This window comes from Longimycelium tulufanense, from assembly GCF_014645795.1.
Taxonomy (GTDB): domain Bacteria; phylum Actinomycetota; class Actinomycetes; order Mycobacteriales; family Pseudonocardiaceae; genus Longimycelium; species Longimycelium tulufanense.
Map to the genome: position 1 here is coordinate 90,197 of NZ_BMMK01000022.1, position 16,886 is coordinate 107,082.

Sequence of the window (16,886 nt, forward strand, 5' to 3'; positions counted from 1 at the left end):
GGCTCCGCATGACCGGGACAGTCGCTCTCGTCGCGTCGGTAGGGGCTGCGGGCTCGTCCTAGGCGGCTCATCCCAGCCCACGCTCGGACCTGTTCCGGGCCAGCCATTCGGTCACCTCCCACAGCACACGGGCCTGCTGCTGCGCGAGCCGTTCACCGTCCGGACCGTCCAGGATGCGGATCTCCCACACCATCTCCGGGGGTTCAGCGTCCCGACACCGACCAGAGGCGGAGCGCCGCCTGCGGGGTGGTGCGGAGTTCGCCGGTCCACAGTGACCGTGGGGGCCGCGCGGTGGACGACTGGGCGTCCGCTGATGCTGCTCAGTACGCCGCCCACCACTCACCCCAGCCCTCGCGTGCCGTCCTCGGCGACCATACCCTGACTGTCCGATAAGGATGATCGAATCGCGCCGAGTCGTTGTGCTGACAGGAGAACATCCAACGGAGCGCTCTCAGTGCTTCCCACATCCCATGCCCACCGTCGCAAGCGCTGCTGGGTCGCGCTGAGGATGTCGAGCCGTGCCGGTGTGGCGATCACCGGGTCGTCGAGGGTGACCACTCGGACGCCATGCTCGGCAAGGTTCTCCTCGATGCGGACACGGTCGGCGAGCCGACGGGACAACCGATCGACGTCACTGCAGGCGACAACATCGAAGAGGCGGTCGGGTCGGCACGCACGGTCGAGCAGGTCGATCAGCCCTCCATCCACCGGGCGCCCGTCCAGATGCCACATAGCAGTGGAGCGAGTGCTGCCACGCAAACCGTTCCAAGGACCGACATCGGCAAAACATCCAGCAATGGTCGCTCCGGCGGGAAGCGCGGCAGCGACCACCCGCAGTTGCCGTTGTATCGCGGTGTGCGGGTCATCAGCGCACGCGACACGGCCGTAGAACGCCACACGCACTCCCCCGGCACACACCGGATGGAACACGCCAGGGGCAGACGGACTCGCCATCATAGAACCCCCTTTCTGTTGCAGGACTCGTAGTTGCCCAACGCCCACCCACCGGATCGACACTGGTGTATCCACGCTCTGTGCGTCGCGACGGTCAAGCCCGGCTGTTTTTCCACGATCGCATTGATTCGGCGCCGCCCACCCGGCTTGCCATCGAGAGGCTGACCGCTGTCGGCGCGATACTTCACCCAGCGAGTGGAATCGCCACAGTCGGAAATAATGATCTTTTTGGGATCATCGGCCGGATCCGCGGAGAACGCCTGCGGGTTCAGAACAGGCTCACCCTTGGTGACGAGGCCGTTGTAGTGATCGGCATACAGCGCCCGTGACATGTTGGTCAATGCCAGACCGGTGGCGTGATGACCCAGCTTGGCTGATCGCCAATCGGAAGTCTGGCCTGCCTCGACAAAGTCCTGCCACATACCCCGATAGGCCGCGACCGCGTCCTGCTGAGCCTTCTCTGGCACTGATTCACTCGACGAAGGAGCAGGTGAGGATGGTGCGGACCGGTCGGCTGACGTGCTCAAACGTGCGTGCTCACGGCTGCCCGAACTGCAGGAGGCGAGTGCAAGAGCCGACGCCACCCCGACGACTGCTAACGCCGCCGCTCGGCCCTGCCGCGCGTTCAAGGTCATCTCCTCACCCATGTCTACGCCAACGCTCCGTAATGATCTTATTGCTCTGCGTGCGGCGTTCACTGTCTACACGATGCATCCCTCTCGAAGGAAGAGGGTGTGAAGACGAACTCGAAGTCCGTATAGTGCCCCGGACGCTCTCCAGCCCTTCAGTCCTCGACGGTGTGCCAGCGAGTTTTCCAACAGGCGGTACAGGAGCGAAGTCAGCGATCCCGATCAGGATCACAACGCATATTCGCGATCACATGTGACTGGATGAATTGATGTTGGTGGCACTCATCGCGTTATGGCCGACTATTGGTGCACTCACCGGGGCCACGCTCTCGACTGTGACCCTCCGTCTGTTGAACTCGCCGTCCACCACTCCGTTCACGGGGCGGACCATCGCGGCCCTGCTGACGGGAATTCTGTTCGGTCTCCTGACGTGGCGCGTCGGTGCGAACGTCGACCTGCTGCCCTACAGCTACCTCGCCGCGGTCGGGGTTCCACTCGCGATCATCGACACGGTCGAGCAACGCCTGCCCAGTCCGTTGGTGCTGCCCAGCTACCTCATCCTCGGCGCCACCTTCACCCTGTCGGCCACCGTGCACACGACCCCCGGGTCGCTGCTGCGGGCGCTGGTGGGCATGGTCCTGCTCGCCGGGTTCTACCTCGCACTCGCCGTCATCAGTGCCGGCGGCCTCGGGGCCGGAGACGTCAAACTCGGCGGCCTCCTCGGCCTCGCCCTGGCATGGCAGAGCTGGACCGCCCTCCTCACCGGCACGCTGCTGGGATGGCTCCTGGCCGCTGTCACCTGGACCGCCCTGCGGTTCAGCCCACGGTGGCACCGAGACTCCACAATCCCTCTCGGTCCGTTCCTGCTGGCCGGAGCCTTCGCCGCGCTCCTCACCCAGCCCCAGTAGGCCCGCCCGGGTCGCTGCCGGGGCGAAGCGTCGACCACGACCCATCGTGTGGCGCTGATCAATGGTCAGGTATATCTCGTGGAACCACCCACCGTAGCCAGCGTCATACAGAAGGATGTCTGTTCAGGTGCACGTCCGGGGAAGGGTGACGCATGGGTGAGATGGTGAGCGGCTTCTGGGCCGCCTCCGCTGTCGGGGGTGCGGCCGGTGCCGCCGCGGCAGCGGCCGGGGCCACAGCACATGCCGCCGACGCCGCGCGCGGGGCCAGCGAGGGTGGAGGCGGCAGCGGAGCCGGTGCACACTTCGCCGTTGATCGCGACCAGATCCCTGGTCTGATCAACGATCTCAAGGAAGCCAAGGTGAAGCTCGAGGATGCGGCGAACGTGGCGAAGCAAGCCGCGAACTGGCCAGCACCCGGCAACGATCCCTACAGCCCGAGCGCCGCGAAGCGGATGGGACCCGAGCTTGTTCAGAACTACCTCGCTGCCAACGCACAACAGCAGGCAGACATCGAGAACATGATCAAGAGCCTGGAAGCGGCGATGACCTCCTACGACAACGCCGACGAGTCGGCGCGGGCGTCCTTCCAGCAGAAGCGGAGCTAAACGACCATGCGCAAGGCGACGGCGGCAATCGGCACAGTAGTCAGTGCACTCCTGCTGGCCGGGTGTAGCTCCAGCGCGACTGGCGGCAACGCCCAGCCCGCCTCGACGACCTCAGCCACTACCGGCACGGAGTCCGGTTCAAGTCCCGGCAACCCCGATGTGCCACGAGTGCCGAAACCACTGGATACCGCGAAGTTCCAGCAGGACCCGTGCAGTGTGCTCACCAAGGCGCAGCTCCAAGCACTCCACATCGGTGCCCAGGGGTCACCTGCAGACATCAATGATCAACCGAACTGCCGCTGGCCGGACACCTTCGGGCCGTCCCAGATGAGTGTGTCCGTCACCTTCATGACCAAGGGAGACGGGCTGGCCGGGCTGTACAGCCGCAGCAGCACCTTCAAAGTCTTCCGCCCCTTCCAGATCGACGGCTACCCGGCCGCCGTCGTCCTGGCCTTTCTGGACCAACGCTCCCAAGGCGTGTGCGACGTGGACGTGGCCGTCACCGACAAGCTCGTCTACCTGGTCCAAGCGAAGATGCACAGTGACGCCCCCGACTACACCACGCCCTGCGAGCGAACCAAGACCGTTGCCGGTGAAGTCCTCAAGACCCTCAAGGCAGCCTCCTGACCTCGCCCACACTGACCCACGGTGGACCACGCAGACAGCGACCTGCGGCGTGGTCACCAACTCGGAGGTCATCGCCGGGGAAGTCGGTCACCACGACACCGATCTCTCCAGCCAACAAGGATGGGCAGCGCGCGAGCCGGCGGGCATCGACCGAGGTTGATCCCGCTACGGGAAGGGGCGGCACCGGCACCAAGCCACGGTTACGGATCGATCGGGGTCCGGTGCGGTGTCAGCCCAGCAGGGCCACCGCGAGGACGCCGATCGTCACGTTCGCGCACACGTGGACCAGGTATGGGATGGCGACGCCGTTCGTGCGCAGCCGGAGCACGCCCAGCGCCGCGCCCCACACCCCAGCCATGAGCATGCCCCACCAGCCCGACGGAAAACCGTGGAGGTGGGCGAGGCCGAACGCCACCGCCTGCATCGCGACCGCGGGCCAGGCCCCGAACACCACGCCGAGCTCGGTCTGCAGCACCCCCCGGAACAGCGCCTCCTCCCAGATCGGGTTGACCAGGGAGAAACCAAGGACCCCCAGCACGGCGACCCACCACAGCCGCGCCCCCAGATCGGCCAAATACTCCGACGGCGACGGACCGTCAGTGTTCGCCCAGACAATGAGCGCCGCAGCACCCGCGAGGATGGTCACGGCCGCCAGCCCCAGGCTGTCCACACCCCACCGACCCCAGCGCAGCCACGGCAGGGCGGGCCGCAGGTCCGGCCACCGGCCCGCCACCGCCCTGAGCACCAGGATCGGCGCCACGCACACCACGACCGTGGTCACCGCGGGATTCAGACCGCTGTGCGCACCCAACGCGAAACCGGCGAACACCACGTCGACAAACACCGTCAGCCGGACCGCCGAGACCGACCGCGCCCCGAACGCGACCACGGTGCACACCGCCAGTCCCGCCGCCACCCACACCGTCCGCGTGGGAGCGGTCGCCACCGGCGGTACTGCGGCCACAAAGCCTGCCAGACAGCCAACAGCGACCACCACCACTGCCCCGGCAATCGTGGTCCGCCGCGGGCGAACGTCCGTACCGTTACTCATCATCACCTACCGTAGGAGTGGCGACCTACAGTCGGTGGGATCCCGATCCACAACCGGGTGAGCTCGAACCTCAGCCGGCCACCAACGTCGTCATCGCGGCATCAGCCACCTGCGCCGCCCGCTGACACAACTCGTCCTTACCCAGTGGCTGCTTCGTTCCACTCTCGCTGTAGTGCGCCCGCAGGACCTGGCCGTCTGCGACATCCACGTTGACGGTGCAGAAATCGCTGCCGACCGGGGCCCCGGGAGTACGGATCTCATACGCCGGGAACCCCTGAACCTTCAGCTCACGCACATCACCATTCACCTGTCCAGGACCAAAGTTCTCGATCCCCATACCTGTGATGGTCGCTACCGCGGCAGAGATATCCTTGGCTTCACTGCGAATGTGGCAGGTCGGTGCGCCCTTGAAGGTAGAGTCTTCCAACTTCTGCGGCGGCCGGTCGAGCGCAAACCGCCTCTTCTGATCGTCGGTCAGCAGCGAGCACGGATCCTTACCATCAAGCCTCACCTCGCGAGGCCGATCAGGCAGCTTCCGCTCCGGAGAAGCAGACGTGGCCTCGCTACCCTTCGTCCTCGGGGCTGGCTGGGCATCACCCGCGTTCCCCCCGGAACACCCGGCAACACCAACAGCAGCCGCCGCGGCGAACGCCGCAACCATCAGCCGCCGGTCAGGCACGGCGCCCCTCCACATCAACGGTGCTCCGCTCGTCGGCGATCCCGTACTGGCGAGCCGCCGCCTCCAACTGCTCGACAATCGCCTTGAGCTGGTCTCGGTACCCGCTGATGGCGGCCAGCGCCGACGTCGTACCCTCCAGACTCTTCCTGGTGATCTCCTGGGCCACCTCGACACTCACGTCGTCCCTGGCCATCGGCTTCATCTCCAGCTTGCCCTGTGCCTGGTACACCAGCGCCTCGACCTTGTCATACGCGGCCCGGAACAGCTTGAGGGCCTCGGCCACCTGGCCCAGCTCGAAGCGGAGCACCGGGGCCGCGCCACCGGCGGCCGGGGTGGTGGGCTGGTGACCGGTCGGACCCATCGCAGCGAAGGGCATGAGCCTGAACCCCCTAAAGTCGATATTCGGGGCCGAGACTAGCGAAGCCACCCGAACGGTTCTCACGAACCCAAAGTTTCACCTATTCAGAGCAGTTATTGCTCCCGGTCGGCGCACGACACCACCCTGACGACCAGCACCTTTCAGGGACGCGCCACCGGATACGGCGAGGCCCGCCAGACGCTCCGCAAAGCATCTGGAGGGCCTCGTTCCGGGTAGTGAACGCGGCTGAATTCGTGCGTCCCGCCGTCGAGCACACCTGCCTCGCCCCCACTACTCATTCGCCCCAGGCTCCCCCCGGCATTGTGAACCCTTCTCAACCCTCCAGGCAGCGTACGTACAGCCGATGCCACCCACCCTGGATCACCCGCACACCGGGCAATGGCGATCCCCGCACCGTCGCCAAATGCGCGCGGAGCAGGCGCACCAGGAACGGTGGCAGGGAGATCGTGCGCGCGGATTCGGGGGTTTTGGGTGGGCCAAGCCACAGGGTGCCGTCATCGGACTCGTGCAGGGCCCCGGTGTCGGGGTCGATGATGAGGTGGCCGGTGTCGTCGTCGAACAGCTGCAGGCGGGGGCGCTGCAGCCCGGTCAATTCGCCCCAGCGGGCACCGGTCCACGCCCCGGTGACCAACCAGCACCGCGCCCCCGGCCCCCTGCTGATTGCGATGGCGGACGAGTGTCCTTGTCGGTTTGGTTTTCAAATGTTGAGTCGGCTGGTCTGGCTATGTGGGAAGTGTCCAGCGTTGGTTCACATCGGCGCGACAGTCCCAGATCTGGAGGGGGAAGTCGTCGGCTGGGCTGTTGGCCTTGGCCTCCAGGCACCGTCCCGATTGCGGGTTGCGGAGCGTCCCGTCGGGTTGGGCTTGCCACGTCTGGGCGTCGGTGCCGTTGCAGTCCCACAGTTGGACCTTGGTGCCGTTGGCGGTGCCCGATCCGGAGACATCCAGGCATTTGCCTAGCGCGCTCAGGGTGCCGTCGCGCCAGGTCCAGCGTTGTGCGTTGGTGCCGTTGCAGCCCCATAGCCCCACGCTGGTGCCGTTGGCGGTGTTGGAGCCGGCCACGTCGATGCACTTGCCGTCCATCCCGGTCACCATGCCCACGGGATAGGATGGCCCGCTTCGGATCAGGTAGTCGCTGTGGGCGATGTTCCAGTGGGTGGCCAGGTAGCTGCCGGGAGCCGGGTTGGTGTGGAAGTAGTCGTCTCCGTTGCAGTCGAGCTGGTACCTCATGCCGGGACAGATCTGCCGTACGTCATCGGGGTGGGCTCCGGTGTCGTCGTAGCACATGATGTCCCGCTGGTCCCAGCAGTGCCCGCCGCCGGTGGAGTGGGGTGCATCCTTTCCGACCGCGCCCAGGGTGTGGATGAGTTCGTGGCCGAGGAAGTCCCATCCACCCCGGCATCCCTCGCCGAGCAGCGCGTAGTGCGGGCCGGCGTTGAACGGGTTGTCCGGGCTTGGCCGGTCGTCACCACCGTTGCCCCCGGCCACACAGCCCGCTTTGGACTCGGCCCACACCACGTACTTGCGGTCAGCGCGGTCGTAGCCGCCGAGTCTCTTCAGTGCCACGGTGACTGTGCCGAAGGTGAGCATCGCGTGCTGGGGTAAGACGACCTCCTTCACGACGGGTCGACAATCCTGACCGGTGACGTAGCGGATGTGCCGTACGCCGCCTCCCAGGCGCCGTGCGGCCTCCACGAAGGCATCGTTGGTGTCTGCGGCATAGCTCTGAAACGTGCCGACAATCTCGTCGTATCGGGAATCCTGTTCATCGCCGCGGACATAGAGGAGCTGGACTCGCTTTCCGCTGGCTCCATCCCCCTCGCAGAGCACGGGCCGGGGGATGGCGTGGACACCGGCGACCTTCGGCATCTGGGTACCGAGGGACGGGAGCCGGCTGTCGTCGGCCAGCGGCGGAGCCTCCGGAGGATCAGCAACCGCCACCACCGGTGCGACGAACGCACCAACCAGAAACGCCACCACGGCGACGAGCACGCGCCGGAGGACTGTGGGATTCGTCTCGGATCTCATCGCGGCTCCGTTCACCGGGTGTCTTGGAAGTAGTAGAGCGACCCGGGCTTGTTCGCGGTTGTTACTCCGAGCGGCCAGTTCTTTCGGTCGGTCGTGTGGTAGGTGACGTAGATACCGTTCCAGTCCCAGGGGTCGATGACGTCCGTGATGAACATGGCGTGATCGATGTTGCCGTCGGCCTGGGTACCGCCGTTGCTGTTGTCCCAGTCCGCGTACACGGCGTCGCCTTTGCGTGCCGGCTCGCCGGCGTAGCTACGGGTCCGCTTGGAATAGTGGTAACCAAATACTGCCAGATCGTGCGCGACTCTCCACGTTCTGTTGTCGTGCACCTGCCACATTGCGCCGATGTAATGCCACCACTTGTCCGGGCCCTCGTGATACAGGCCGGCATTCGCCCAGCCGCCCGCCCGGAAGATCTGGGACAGGAAGTTGGTGCAGTCGTTGCCGTAGTTGTTGTATTCCCTATTGCGACCGTGTGCCCAGCGAAGGGCGTAGTCGATTGCTGCCTGCCGGTTGAATCCACCGTCCCGTTCGAGCGGCTCGGGGGCACGGGGCTTGCGCGGGGCGTCCGGGGTGTTGGGCACCATGCTCGGCGGCAACGGTGTTCTGGAGGTCTCCGTCGGCAGCGGTGCGCCGTTCTTCTCCGGGCGGGCATAGGTCAAGGGAACGTCGTGCGCGTGGGTGGGGACGTCGAGCACGTCGCTCGAGAGCCGCCATATGCCGCCCGATCGCTCGAATCGGATCAGATGGCGCAGCCGGTAACTGCTGTATTCGGGTCCGCGTCCCAGCCGATGGTGGGCCGCCAAGTACAGCCTGGTGACCTCGTCGAGCTGCACCTCGGCCGTGCTGTTTTCTACACTGACGTCGGCGTCGTTGACGATGACGTTCGCGTGGCTGAACTCCGCGAGTGTGCCCGCCAGGCCCGCTCGGGACCGGTCCAGCTCGGGTGCTTCGGCCGCGATGCGTACCGAAAACGCCTCGGCAGTCGGGGTGCGGGTGAGCTTCGTCGGGTTGGCCCTGGTGAGGGGCGTGTAGCTACTCGTCACGCGAGTGGCACGGTCGTGAAGATACTGGCGAGCCAACGCCACCAACGCATCCTGGCCAGTGGTTTCCGTTGCCTCGGCGGATGCGGCCGCTGAAGTAACTAACACCGCTACGGCCGCTGCGAGTCCTAATCGCCGGACACATCTTCGCATCACCGTGGTCAATCTCCTAATCATCGTTGCGCGTTGGTTTTTTCTGCGAGGTCGAGGGCCTGGTTGGTGGTCAACGGAGGCTGCGGCGAGCGGGATCCGCCGTTCCAGAACAGAGATTCGTCCCGGGTCACCAGCGCGGAGCTGTACACAAAGATCGGAACGCTCTTGTCCGGGCGGAACCACTCCACACGAATCGTTCCACCGTCCTTGGCGTAGTCGTACACCACGGCGGTTCCCCCCTGCATGCGGCGAACCTGGCAGTGTGCCCCATGACCGCGATCACATTCCGCGTTCCCTGCGCTGATTGCTGGTTCTGTGACTTCCACACTCACCGCCCCGTACCGGCCCTCCTGATCCCGAACCAGCAGTCCCGCACCGGACCGCTTCGACTCCTTCACCGGCCACGTTGCATTGGCCGAATCTGCGATCTCCACCTCAGAATTGGCCTCGCGCAGCACCGAACGGAGCAGCGCCTCCAAGTCGCGGGACTGGACACTGCTGGCACTGCGGCCTTGGGCAAGCGGCGGGTCGACGCGCTGGGGAACAGCGGGCCGTTCCCCTGTTTCAGCGGACACGCTCGTCGGCGTCGGCAACGTCTCCGGCGACACGGCCGGCGGCGCACTCGAGCACCCCGCCATCAGCAGCACCAGTCCGACAACACCAGCACACACTCGTGACCCCATGGCGTCCGCCTCCTGCCCCATCGCCCCATCTCGGCTCACTGGGTTGTATCGGCCCGATCGAGGCCACAACACCACCCATAGAGCCCGCACCGATGCCCCAGGTAGCCGAGTTGACTGGTCACCGATGCCACCAGGGGACGGCGGGAGTGCCGGCAGACCAGGCACACCCTGCTCCGCATTTACAGGGCCACAGACCGGTCCGCTGTCCTTCTCTATGCAGACCGAGGGGGCTAGTGCGTTTGCTGCCGCGTGAGTTGGCGGACGTAGCGGACATCCGATGGAATCAGGACTTTGTTCAGCTTATCCCTAAGCCTCCCCTCAAGAACGTGTCCGGCGTGTTCTCAACATGCGATCCAGAATTGAGCATGCTGAGCGGGCGGGACATAGTCAAGGAGTCACCGTGGCGGAATGATTTTGTCGTCCGCCTGGACGACAAGGCGTCTATTATTGCTGGTTAAAGGGGTGGGCGAGGAACCCGTGGATCACACGGAGGCCGATGCACAACATCTTGATCGCTGTGAGCGATGGGCTGGTAGCCTTCACCCCACCGAGGCGGTGGCATCCGCGTGCCCATCACCCATCCGGAGCAGGGTCGGTCGATACCCGAATCTTCAGAGCAAACCCTGGAATTCACGAGTCCTCTCGACTCTGGCTACTGCCTCCACATGGCTCCGCCTGGGAGTTCTGCCGGAACCACCACGCCGAGCCGCCGCCCACAGGATTGGGTCGGAGACATACTCCGACGACCTGCCGGACCTCATGCCGGCTTCGTCAAGCATGGCAACCGTGTGGTCCGCGACTTCCTGGTACTCCGGCACCGGATCCTATTCCGGCGTGTTCTCACCTCACCTTGATTTTTGGGTCAGCGGGTTGTGGGTTCGTGGTTCAGGTTGGTGTTCCAGTCGATGTGGTGTTCGCAGGGCCATGTGGGGTTGCTGGGCCGGGTTTCCGGTGTGATGTGCTGGGCGCCGGATGGGGGGGTGGCCCTCTTGCCGAGTTGGGCGCTTGCGGCGATGAGCCGTTCGGCGCGTGGGCGGCGTAGCCGTTCGTAGGCTTGGAGTGCTTGCTCGGTGTCGGGTAGGTCGCGCAGGCACAGGGCGAGGATGACGCCGTCTTCGATGGCCAGTGAGGCGCCCATTCCGGCCGCTGGTGAGCTGGCGTGGGCGGCGTCGCCGACCAGGATGATCGGACCCTGGCGCCACAGGGGCAAGTGGGGGATGTGGTAGGCGCTGGTGCCGAAGACGGACGTGTCGGTGGCGCGGATGATGTCGGCGGCGGGAGTGGTGTCGTCAACGAAGAACGGTAACGTGCGGGATTTCCATTCGGCGGGGCCGATGGCTGCAAGCTGGTCTTTGCTCAGTGGGGTGCCGGGGATACGGGCGAACCACCAGGTGTGGCCGTCGGGGGCGGTGGCGTAGCCGAAGAAGGCGCGTGTGCCGTAGGTCATGCGGAAAAAGTCGGCGGGGGTGGTGTGGGTGATGTCGTGGGTGTAGCCGTAGACCATGTCCAGCCCGGTGTAGCGGGGCCGGGGCGCGGCCGGGTTGAGGACCCCGCGGACGGTGGAGTGGATGCCGTCGGCTCCGATGAGGAGGTCGCCGTCGGCGTGGGTACCGTCGGCGAACCGGGCGCGCACGCCACGGTCGGTGACCTCGCAGGTGACGAGGCGTTTGCCGTGTTCGATGTGGATGCCACGGCGGGTGGCCTCGTTGTGCAGCACCCGGTACAGGCCCGCTCGGGTGATGGTGCGGGGCCGGTTGTCATCGAGCAGACCGACGGCCTGCACGCCCAGGGATTGCCCTGTGCCGTTGAAGGTTTCGACGTAGCTGGTGGGAAAGGACGCCGCCGCGACGGGGTGGTAGGCGTCGATGGCACGCAGGGCATCAAGGCCGTTGTTCATGAGCGCCAGGAAGGCACCGAGATCATCAGCGCCGGTGGGGTATGCCTCGTAGACCACGGCGTTGATGCCGGCTTTGTGCAGGGCCATGGCGGTGACGGGTCCGGCGATACCGCCTCCGATGATCACTGCGTGGGTCACGGTGTGCTCTCCGGGTCGGGGATGGTGTGCAGTGCCCGTGCGAGGGCGACCAGTTCGGCAACATCGGCGTCCAGCCCGGTCCGGGTGGGGATGGCGACCCCGACGGCGCGGGTAGATGCGGGTTCCTGCCCGGCCGCACGGGCGCGGAGGGCTTGGCGCAACTGGTGGGCCAGTTCGGTGGGCGCGGTCGCCTTGTCGTCGCGGTAGCCCAGCGCCGCGAGGTAGGGGCTGAGGCGGACGAGGCCATCGCGGATTTCCATGGCACGGCGGTAGTAACGGCTATGGACATCGCCCCACCCGGTGTCCAAGGCGTCCTTGGGGAAGGCCTCGTGCAGCAGGTTCCACAGGGGCGTCAGCTCGGCGAAGGCACGTCGGTGTTGGTGCCATACGCGTAGAGCGGCGATGCGCATGACCGTGCCGGGATAGGCGATTCCCACCAGGAAGAGGAGAATTCCTAGCATCAGCACGGTGATCGTGAGGTCGCGCATCGGTGGGGGCATCGCCAGGTGCAACCCCTGGGCGGCGACCCTGCTGGCGAGCAACGTGACGCCGACAACCGTGCCCGCCAGCCCGAGGGAGGTGAAGACGAGCCCGCGGGCGAGGCGGGGATCTGCGCCCTGCGCATAGCGGCGGGTCCACCGAAACGACGCGGCCAACGCCAGGGCCAGATAAAGATCCGCGATGAGGTAGAACACGGTGAGATGGCTCGTGGAGTGCTGGCTGGGCGCGGTCATGGCGGTGGCCGCCATCACCGACAGGGCCACCAGGAGGATGACGGCGTGGTTGATGGCGCGTCGCCGGGCCGCACCGGAGTCCAGCGCCGAGAACAGATAAAAGCAGACCAGGCAATAGGCGCCGGTGACCACGAGGCCGTACCAGACCAGCAGGGCCAGCCAGGGCCCGCCGGCGGGTTGGGTGGGGTTGCCTGCGGCGTGGCCGGCCACATAGCCCACGGCCCAGCAGGCCACCGTGCCGGCGACCGCGCGCAACGGCACGTCCCACGGTGCCCGAACCACCCGGTACACCTGCCAGGCCAGCAGGCCGAACAGCAGCGCGCCCTGGGCCACCAGCCAGCCAGTCAGGCTCACAGCCAGCCCACCCCCTTTTCCCCCAACGCCGACCCCATGCGGCGGGCGGCGGTGGGAGCAGAGGCGGCTGCGCGTGGGGTGACACGGTTGAGCACCGCTGCCCATTTCAGAATGATCGTGGCAACCAGTTCCGCTTCCCGTTCCTGGGCGTCGTCGTAGGACAGGCTGCTGCGCCGCAGTGCCCGGCGCACGGCCTCCGCCGTCAGATACGGCACCTCGTTGACCAAATCGTCGTGGTAGACCTCACCGCGATGCTGGTGGCCGGCCACCATGTGTCCCAGTTCGTGCAGAATGATGTGGTCCTGATGCGCCGGGCTGGTTTCGCGCTGGTAGAGGATGTAGTCCTCAGTGGGGGTGGCGATCCAGGCACCGAAGGGTTCCGGCACCGTCGAGGAGTGCGCCCGTAGCCGCAGTGGTCGCCCCCGATGTTGGCCGACCCGCGCACACAGCGACGCCACGTCCAAGGGTGGACGGATATCCAGCTCCCGCAACAGTCGACGACAGCGGCGGCGCAGTTCGCGCTCACGCCTCACCCCTGAGTGCCTCCCCCATCACGCCGTGGATGCAGGTCCGCCCGGTGAGCCCTCGACACTGTCCGATGAGGGCCGCGGATCGGCGTCGCGGGCGGCCTGCTGCTCGCGGTAGATGACGTCAAGAAACTCCATGAGCAACTTGCGTCGCGATGCGGACAGCTCACCGGCGCGCATCGCCATCACCTGGACATCGCTGCCCTGCATGAGCTCGACCAAGCGCGCCCGTTCGGCCTTCAGCTCCTCCAGACGCTGATCAATGCGGTTGGTCACCGCGTCATCGGAGAAGTACGCCACGGGCACACCGAAGAACCAGGCCAGACCCTCCAGGTGCCGCAGGGTCGGATTGGTTTTCCGCCCGCGACGCAGGGACCAGACGTAGCTGGCCGAAATCGTCCAGCCCGCTTCGGTGATCGCATCGGCGACCTGCTCATGCGAGTATTCCCGCCCCTGGTCTGAGGTGACCGTGGCGAACAGGTGATTGAGCTTCTTCTGGAGGCTGCGGCCCATCTCTCCTCACCCTCCTCGTGCGGTCACGATCGCAGCTCACACCGCCCCAGGAAAATAGACCAACCAGGTGAACCATTCTCACTGGGCGACCCACAGCGTGACCTCGTTGGCCGCCACGCAGGGCGAGGGGGCACGGATGCACGCCGCCAGAGAAGACGAACCCAGAGCTGACACAGTCCTGCGGTGCCCCGCCTGCGATCACGTGAACGCCATATCTGCCTGGCCATCGCTCCAGCGAGCATCGCATCCCGCATCGACGGTGGAAGGGACGCGGGAGCCAGCCGGCGAATCCTGGCTGGCCCTCGCAGCGTGTTGCTCGATTTACTGGGCCATGGACCAGCGGGCGGTGCCGTCCTTGACGCTGGCGTCGTTGTAGGTGGTGGTGACGGGGTTGGGCCACGTGCCGCCGGGAAAGGTGTTGTTGTCGACGGCTTCGCTGTGTAGGGCGACGAGTTGTTGGGCTTGGGCGCCGAGGGCGGCGGTGAGGGTGCTGACCGCGGCGATGATGAACCCGGTGTTCACGCTGGCTTCCTCCACGGCCAGGCCGACGCCGACCCAGGAGAAGGCCACCGACCCCAGGGAGGCGATGATGCCGACCATCGCGACGATGAACTTGGCCAGGATGACGCCGATGGAGACGTAGAACGCGAGCCCTGCGGTGGCACAGATCCCCAACGCGATGGAGATCTTGTCGGCGAGGGTGCCGATCCGTGCGGCGGCCTGGCCTTGTGGGGTGATGTGCTTGCGGTAGGCCTCGGCCGCCTCGCCGTGCCAGCGCTGGGTGCCGGTCATCGCCTCGGGCTTGAGCTGGCCGGCGACGTCGGTGGCCAACCCTTTGACGTCGGCCCAGTCGAAGGCGTACTTGAAGAACCACACGGGTGCGGCCACGCCTTTGAGCACCTCGACGATCTTGTTCCAGACAGACTTGGCCAGGCTGATGGCCTTCTCAGCCAGCCAGAGCACCGCATCCTTGACGACATCGGGGACGTACCACTGGTTGGCTGCCGCCTCGGCTGCGGGACGCACCTGTTCGATCTTCGACGAGAGGTCTCTCAACCCGGCGTTGATCTTGTCGACGGCTGCCTGGAACTGTGCCTCGCTGAAGCCCACGGTGTCCCCTTCGTCGTCAGTACAGGTTGCGGAGCCGGTGCTCGTTGTGCTGCTCTTCCTGGTCATAGGTGTTGGCGACCTGGACGAGCGTGGTGGCCACCTCGGTCATGCGCTGGTGTCCCTCACGGGAGCGGTCCACGATGGCGTTGAGCGTCTCCTCGTAGGCGGAGAACACGACCTGGAACAGTCCGGCCTCCACACGATTGAGCCGTAGTCCTTCGGCTTTTTGCGCGACGGTCGACATTGTTCCTGCCTGCTCGTCCCAGACCCGCGACTCGGCGCGCAAGGCATTGGTGGCGACCGTGATGCTGTCCTTGCCGGGTGGTGCCATGTCCGTACTCCGTCCAGTCACTCGGCGCGGTCACTCGGCGAGGCGGTGGGGGTCGCGCAGGACGGCGAGGGTTTCGGCGAGGAACCGCTCCAGGGCACCGGTGGGGTGGTGTGGCTCGATGGTGCGGGCCAGTGCGGTCCGCGCACCCGCCAGTGCCTCGCCGAGGGCGTTGGTCAGCATGGTCGCGGTCTGCCGGGCCACCCAGTGCGGTTCCGCCACGCACGACACGAGACCGGCCCGGGACAGGGTGAGGGTGAGTTTGCCCGCGGCGGCTGAGCCGGTTGCGGTCGCCACCGCTGGCGGTGTCATCTGCTCGACGTGGTCGAATGCTGCGATCATGTCCTCGGCAAGATCGCCGAGCGGGCGGGGCCGCGCCTGATCCACCGCACGCCGCAGGGCTGGGGGAACCTCACCCGGGACTGGTGGGGCCGGTGGCTCGTCGCCCTGTTGCAGTCGTTCCACCTGGGCCTGCCAGCCGATGTCCCGCAGCCGGATGGTCCAGGACGCCATGCGCTCACCCAGCGCCACCTGCGCAGCCTCCACCACGGCCTCCCCCACCCGGGCCGGCTCCAGCCGGCGTTCCCACCCCTGCTGGACGCGGATCGCCTCCGGCAAGCCATCGGCACCCAACCCCACCTGGATCACCCCGGTGTGGTCCGTGCCCGTTGTCCGCGACGGAGCCTCGGCATTGGCCTCCGCCATCAGCTCCTGCAGACCTGTGGCATAACGCTGGAGCTGCACCAACTCCCGCATGAGATCGTCGGTCACGGTGTTCCCCTTGTCCTCACCGGACGCGGGTTCAGCCGAGGCAGCTGTGCTGCGAGCACGTCCATTCCCACAGCCGCCACCAGGAGCGCCAGGGCCACGCCCCACGCCAGGGCATCCGAAGCAGACGCGAGGGAGACGAGAGCCACCACCGCGACCCCACCGGCTGCGATCGCCAGCACCAGCGCGGCGGCCCACCCAGCGGCACGAGGCACTCGCCCCACGACCGCAACGCTCACGAGCACGAGCCCCGTCACCACACAGGCCGCACTCAGCACGAACAACGCCCAGGACGAGCCGTAGGTCTGCTGGCCCGTGGAACCGAGTGCCCCCACGACCAGCACACCAGCCACGAGGAGCTCACCCACGACTCCCCACGTCACCGCCGGAGCCCGCCGCCCGCCCCTCATCGTGGCCACCATCCCGCCCCCTCGTGAACTCCACATCCCTCGTCTGCCATGTCCGATATCCGGTCCCTCCTTCTGTTCGTACGCCACCTCCGACGACAAACCCTATCCCGCGGTTCCCTACTGGCCCGACTTTTGCCGATTTCTACCGGAAAGACCGGTGCTCACCGAAGAACCAGCGACACCACCATGCAGAAAAGAGCACCAGCGTGAACCGGTTGGGGAGTCAGATCGACACAACCACGAGTTGGCTTTGCGGACCAGCTCAGCACCCAGAACCCGCACGTCCACGCAAGCTGGCTCCCCCAGGGGACTGTCTGATTAGCGGTGGATCGCCTGGAGATGGCAGGTTGGCTCGACTGACCTGCCAGG

Annotated in this window: 21 protein-coding genes; 3 read left to right on the forward strand and 18 right to left on the reverse strand. The window is 66.4% G+C overall.

All coding sequences use genetic code 11. The annotated features are described in order from the left end of the window. Positions 1–67 precede the first annotated feature (67 nt). From IEY55_RS32605 to IEY55_RS32155, 3 genes are all read right to left on the reverse strand, one after another. Entirely contained in the window at positions 68–193 is a 126-nt protein-coding gene (locus tag IEY55_RS32605) for a hypothetical protein (RefSeq protein ID WP_268239341.1), read from the reverse strand. Between the two features lie 146 nt (positions 194–339). Further along, a complete protein-coding gene (locus IEY55_RS21125; protein WP_189060255.1) occupies positions 340–897 on the reverse strand; it encodes a recombinase family protein in 558 nt (185 codons plus the stop codon). Between the two features lie 56 nt (positions 898–953). Then, positions 954–1,601, reverse strand: a complete 648-nt coding sequence (locus tag IEY55_RS32155) for a hypothetical protein (RefSeq protein ID WP_229686599.1) — start codon at positions 1,599–1,601, stop codon at positions 954–956. A gap of 317 nt (positions 1,602–1,918) precedes the next feature. Between IEY55_RS32155 and IEY55_RS21135 the strand changes: the two genes are divergently transcribed. The 3 genes from IEY55_RS21135 to IEY55_RS21145 all read left to right on the forward strand — a co-directional run bounded on the left by IEY55_RS21135 (position 1,919) and on the right by IEY55_RS21145 (position 3,723). After that, complete coding sequence (locus IEY55_RS21135) at positions 1,919–2,491, forward strand: prepilin peptidase (RefSeq protein ID WP_229686600.1); 573 nt, start codon at positions 1,919–1,921, stop codon at positions 2,489–2,491. A 152-nt stretch (positions 2,492–2,643) separates the two neighbouring features. After that, entirely contained in the window at positions 2,644–3,096 is a 453-nt protein-coding gene (locus IEY55_RS21140) for a PE domain-containing protein (RefSeq protein ID WP_189060257.1), read from the forward strand. 6 nt (positions 3,097–3,102) lie between these two features. Further along, entirely contained in the window at positions 3,103–3,723 is a 621-nt protein-coding gene (locus IEY55_RS21145; protein ID WP_189060258.1) for a DUF3558 domain-containing protein, read from the forward strand. Positions 3,724–3,952: 229 nt separating this feature from the next. Here IEY55_RS21145 and IEY55_RS21150 read toward each other — a convergent pair whose 3' ends face one another. The 15 genes from IEY55_RS21150 to IEY55_RS21220 all read right to left on the reverse strand — a co-directional run bounded on the left by IEY55_RS21150 (position 3,953) and on the right by IEY55_RS21220 (position 16,475). Then, a complete protein-coding gene (locus tag IEY55_RS21150; RefSeq protein WP_189060259.1) occupies positions 3,953–4,774 on the reverse strand; it encodes a CPBP family intramembrane glutamic endopeptidase in 822 nt (273 codons plus the stop codon). Between the two features lie 70 nt (positions 4,775–4,844). Further along, on the reverse strand, positions 4,845–5,453 hold the full coding sequence (locus tag IEY55_RS21155) for a DUF3558 domain-containing protein (protein WP_189060260.1): 609 nt from the start codon (positions 5,451–5,453) through the stop codon (positions 4,845–4,847). Then, positions 5,446–5,829, reverse strand: a complete 384-nt coding sequence (locus IEY55_RS21160; protein ID WP_189060261.1) for a hypothetical protein — start codon at positions 5,827–5,829, stop codon at positions 5,446–5,448. The genes IEY55_RS21155 and IEY55_RS21160 overlap by 8 nt, the downstream gene beginning before the upstream one ends. A 316-nt stretch (positions 5,830–6,145) precedes the next feature. Further along, the gene (locus IEY55_RS21165; protein WP_189060262.1) at positions 6,146–6,424 is read right to left on the reverse strand and encodes a site-specific integrase; all 279 of its coding nucleotides are present in this window, start codon (positions 6,422–6,424) and stop codon (positions 6,146–6,148) included. Positions 6,425–6,554: 130 nt separating this feature from the next. Then, positions 6,555–7,859 carry a ricin-type beta-trefoil lectin domain protein gene (locus IEY55_RS32160; RefSeq protein WP_229686601.1) on the reverse strand — a complete coding sequence of 435 codons (1,305 nt, stop codon included), beginning with the start codon at positions 7,857–7,859 and terminating at the stop codon, positions 6,555–6,557. Between the two features lie 11 nt (positions 7,860–7,870). Beyond that, positions 7,871–8,905, reverse strand: a complete 1,035-nt coding sequence (locus IEY55_RS21175) for an amidase domain-containing protein (RefSeq protein ID WP_189060263.1) — start codon at positions 8,903–8,905, stop codon at positions 7,871–7,873. Between the two features lie 170 nt (positions 8,906–9,075). Further along, positions 9,076–9,759 (reverse strand): hypothetical protein, encoded by a 684-nt coding sequence (locus tag IEY55_RS21180; protein ID WP_189060264.1) that lies wholly within the window; start codon positions 9,757–9,759, stop codon positions 9,076–9,078. 841 nt (positions 9,760–10,600) lie between these two features. Continuing rightward, positions 10,601–11,773: an FAD-dependent oxidoreductase gene (locus IEY55_RS21185; RefSeq protein WP_189060265.1), complete on the reverse strand. Its 1,173-nt coding sequence runs from the start codon at positions 11,771–11,773 to the stop codon at positions 10,601–10,603. After that, positions 11,770–12,861: an MAB_1171c family putative transporter gene (locus IEY55_RS21190; RefSeq protein ID WP_189060266.1), complete on the reverse strand. Its 1,092-nt coding sequence runs from the start codon at positions 12,859–12,861 to the stop codon at positions 11,770–11,772. Before IEY55_RS21190 ends, IEY55_RS21185 begins: the two co-directional genes overlap by 4 nt. Further along, a complete protein-coding gene (locus IEY55_RS21195) occupies positions 12,858–13,394 on the reverse strand; it encodes a hypothetical protein (RefSeq protein WP_189060267.1) in 537 nt (178 codons plus the stop codon). Before IEY55_RS21195 ends, IEY55_RS21190 begins: the two co-directional genes overlap by 4 nt. A gap of 18 nt (positions 13,395–13,412) precedes the next feature. Further along, the gene (locus IEY55_RS21200; protein ID WP_189060268.1) at positions 13,413–13,901 is read right to left on the reverse strand and encodes a helix-turn-helix domain-containing protein; all 489 of its coding nucleotides are present in this window, start codon (positions 13,899–13,901) and stop codon (positions 13,413–13,415) included. Between the two features lie 321 nt (positions 13,902–14,222). Then, a complete protein-coding gene (locus IEY55_RS21205; RefSeq protein WP_189060269.1) occupies positions 14,223–15,011 on the reverse strand; it encodes a hypothetical protein in 789 nt (262 codons plus the stop codon). A 16-nt stretch (positions 15,012–15,027) separates the two neighbouring features. Then, complete coding sequence (locus IEY55_RS32165; protein ID WP_229686602.1) at positions 15,028–15,342, reverse strand: hypothetical protein; 315 nt, start codon at positions 15,340–15,342, stop codon at positions 15,028–15,030. A gap of 30 nt (positions 15,343–15,372) precedes the next feature. Further along, on the reverse strand, positions 15,373–16,110 hold the full coding sequence (locus IEY55_RS21215) for a hypothetical protein (RefSeq protein WP_189060270.1): 738 nt from the start codon (positions 16,108–16,110) through the stop codon (positions 15,373–15,375). Continuing rightward, positions 16,107–16,475 carry a hypothetical protein gene (locus tag IEY55_RS21220; RefSeq protein WP_189060271.1) on the reverse strand — a complete coding sequence of 123 codons (369 nt, stop codon included), beginning with the start codon at positions 16,473–16,475 and terminating at the stop codon, positions 16,107–16,109. The genes IEY55_RS21215 and IEY55_RS21220 overlap by 4 nt, the downstream gene beginning before the upstream one ends. Positions 16,476–16,886 lie beyond the last annotated feature (411 nt).